The sequence below is a fragment of the Micromonospora haikouensis genome (genome assembly GCF_900091595.1).
Lineage (GTDB): Bacteria > Actinomycetota > Actinomycetes > Mycobacteriales > Micromonosporaceae > Micromonospora > Micromonospora haikouensis.
In genome coordinates, this window is record NZ_FMCW01000063.1 from 1 (window position 1) to 3,509 (window position 3,509).

Genomic DNA, 3,509 nt, shown 5'->3' on the forward strand with positions numbered 1-3,509 from the left:
ACCTCGTCGTCACCCGCCAGGCGCACCGCCGCACCCAACAGCGGATGCCCCGGAGCGGCCAGTCCGGCACCGGACACGTCGCCGGCCCGCCAGGCTGCCGCGTCGGGCCAGTACCGCTGCCGCTGGAACGGGTACGTCGGCAGGTCCAGCGGGCGCACGGCCGCGCCGCCGCCGGTGAGGGTGGCCCAGTCGACGGGCACGCCGCCCGCGTACGCCTCGGCGAGGGCCGCGAGCAGCGCGGACGCCTCGGTGCGGCCCCGGCGCAGGGTCGGCACGACCACCGGCCCGGCGGCGGGTTCCGCGGCGTCGGCGAGGCAGTCGGAGATCATGCCGGCGAGCACCCCGTCGGGCCCGACCTCCAGGTACGTGCCGACGTTGCGCTGCCGCAGGTAGGCGATCCCGTCGGCGAAGCGGACGGCCTCCCGGACGTGCCGCACCCAGTACCCGGGGTCGCACAGGTCTTCCGGGGCGGCGGCGACGCCGGTGAGGTTGGACACGACGGGCAGCGTCGGCGGCTGGAAGGTGAGCCCGTCGAGGACGGCCCGGAACTCGGCCAGCATGGGTTCCATGAGCGGGCTGTGGAAGGCGTGGCTGACCCGCAGTCGGCGGGTGCGTACGCCCAGGTCCCGCCAGCCGGCCTCGACGGCGTCGAGGGCGTCGGCGGCGCCGGAGACGACCACGGCCGCCGGCCCGTTGACGGCGGCGATGCCGAGCCGGTCGGTCAGGCCCTCGATGGAGGCGCGGACATCGGCCTCGCCGGCGGCGACGGCGAGCATGCCGCCCCCGGCGGGCAGCGCCTGCATGAGCCGGCCCCGGGCGGCGACCAGCGCGCAGGCGTCGGCGAGGGAGAGCACCCCGGCGACGTGCGCGGCGGTGATCTCGCCGACGGAGTGGCCGCCCACGAGGTCGGGGACGATCCCGAACGACTCGACGAGGCGGTACAGGGCGACCTCGACGGCGAAGAGGCCGGCCTGGGTGAACACCGTCTGGTCGAGCAGGTCCGCGTGGGGGGAGCCTTCGGTGGCGAACAGCACGTCGCGCAGCGGGCGGGGCAGCAGCGGGTCGAGGTGGGCGCACGCCTCGTCGAGCGCGGCGGCGAACACGGGGAACGCCCCGTACACCTCCCGGCCCATGCCGGGGCGTTGCGCGCCCTGGCCGGAGAAGAGGACGGCGAGCCGGCCGGGCCGGACGGTGCCCCGGACGACGACGGACGACGGCTCGTCGGCGGCGACGGCGGCCAGGCCGGCGAGGAGACTCTGCCGGTCGCGGGGCAGCAGCACCGCGCGGTGTTCGAACGCGGACCGGCCGGTGGCGAGGGCGTGGCCGAGGTCGGGCAGGCCGACGGCCGGGTTCTCCCCCAGCCAGTCGCGCAGCCGGCGGGCCTGCTCGGCCAGGGCGTCGCCGGTGCGGGCGGAGAGCACGCAGGGCGTGGTGAGGTCGCCGGTGGTGACGGCGGCGGGGACGGTCACGGTCGGCGCGGGCGTCGCCTCGGGCGCCTGCTCCAGGATGGTGTGGACGTTGGTGCCGCTGATGCCGAACGACGACACGGCGGCGCGGCGCGGCCGGTCCACCTCGGGCCAGGGGCGGGGCTCGGCGAGCAGCGACACCGCCCCGGCCGACCAGTCGATGTGCTCCGACGGGGTGTCGACATGCAGGGTGGCGGGAAGCTGGCCGTGCCGCATCGCCATGACCATCTTGATCACCCCGGCGACGCCGGCGGCGGCCTGGGCGTGGCCGATGTTCGACTTGATCGAGCCGAGCAGCAGCGGCCGGTCGGCGGGCCGGTCCTGCCCGTACGTGGCGAGCAGCGCCTGCGCCTCGATCGGGTCGCCGAGGGCCGTGCCGGTGCCGTGCGCCTCCACGGCGTCCACGTCCGCCGGGGTCAGCCGCGCGTTGGCGAGGGCCTGCCGGATGACGCGCTGCTGCGAGGGGCCGTTGGGGGCGGTGAGGCCGCTGCTGGCCCCGTCCTGGTTGATCGCGCTGCCCCGGACGACGGCGAGGACCCGGTGGCCGTTGCGTTGGGCGTCGGAGAGCCGTTCCAGCAGCAGCATGCCGACGCCCTCGGCGAAGCCGGTGCCGTTGGCGCCCGCGCCGAACGCCCGGCACCGCCCGTCGGGCGACAGGCCGCGCTGGCGGGAGAACTCGGCGAGCATGCCGGGGGTGGACATGACGCTGACCCCACCGGCGAGGGCGAGGCCGCACTCGTTCTGCCGCAGCGCCTGCGCGGCGAGGTGCAGGGCGACCAGCGACGACGAGCAGGCGGTGTCGACGGTGACCGCCGGGCCTTCGAGGCCGAACAGGTAGGAGATGCGGCCGGAGGCGACGCTGCCGGCGCTGCCGTTGCCGACGTACCCGTCGATCTCGTCGGACGTGCCGAGGGCCTTGCCCGCGTAGTCGTGGTAGATCAGGCCGACGTAGACGCCGGTGCTGCTGCCCCGGGCGGTCAGCGGGTCGATGCCGGCCCGCTCGAACGCCTCCCACGAGGTTTCCAGCAGCAGCCGCTGCTGCGGGTCCATGGCGAGCGCCTCGCGGGGGCTGATGCCGAAGAAGGCGGCGTCGAAGTCGGCGGCGTCGTAGAGGAACCCGCCGCGCTGCGGGGTGGCCGTGTCGTCACCGGCGTCACCGTGCAGGTCGGCGAGGTCCCAGCCGCGGTCGGTGGGGAAGGGCGCGATGACGTCCGCGCCGGCGGTGACGAGGTCCCACAGTTGTTCGGGGGTGCGCACGTCGCCGGGGAAGCGGCACGCCATGCCGACGATCGCGATGGGCTCGTCGACGCCGGGCGCGGCGGCGGCGGTGGGGGCCAGCGCGGGGGCGGCCCGTCCGCCGATCTCCCGGTCGAGGAAGTCGGCGAGCACGGCGGGCGTCGGGTAGTCGAAGGCGACGGTGGCGGGCAGCCGCAGCCCGGTGGCGGTGGCGAGCCGGTTGCGCAGCTCGACGGAGGTGAGCGAGTCGAAGCCGAGTTCCTTGAACGGCCGCTGCGGGTCGACGGTGTCGGCGGAGCGGTGGCCGAGCACGGCCGCCACGGCACCGGCGACGAGGTCGAGGAGCTGGCCGCGCCGTTCGGCGGGGCTGAGGGCGGCGAGCCGCTCGCCCAGCGACAGGTCGGCGGCGGCCCGGGTCGCCGCCCGCCGCCGGGCGCGGGGCTGGCGCACGAGGTCGCGCAGCAGCGCGGGGACCGGTCCGCCCGTGGCCGCCGGCACCTTCATGAGTACGAGGTGCGCGCCGCCGTGCCGCTCCGCGGCGTCGAGGAGCGCCAGCCCCTCGGCGTCGGTGAGCGGGGCGCTGCCGGCGCGGATGGCACGCCGGTGTTCGGTGGCGTCGAGGTGGGCGGTCATGGTGCTGGTGGTGGCCCAGAGTCCCCAGGCGAGGCTGGTCGCCGGCAGCCCCTGGGCGCGGCGGTGCTGGGCGAGGGCGTCCAGGAACGCGTTCGCCGCCGCGTAGTTGCCCTGACCCGGCGAACCCAACGTCGCCGCGATCGACGAGAACACCACGAACGCCGACAGATCCAA

Annotated in this window: 1 protein-coding gene; it reads right to left on the reverse strand. The window is 76.4% G+C overall.

The window, feature by feature from the left end; genetic code table 11:
* A partial coding sequence (locus GA0070558_RS32020) for a type I polyketide synthase (RefSeq protein ID WP_141722408.1) occupies positions 1-3,509 on the reverse strand: 3,509 nt, incomplete at both ends.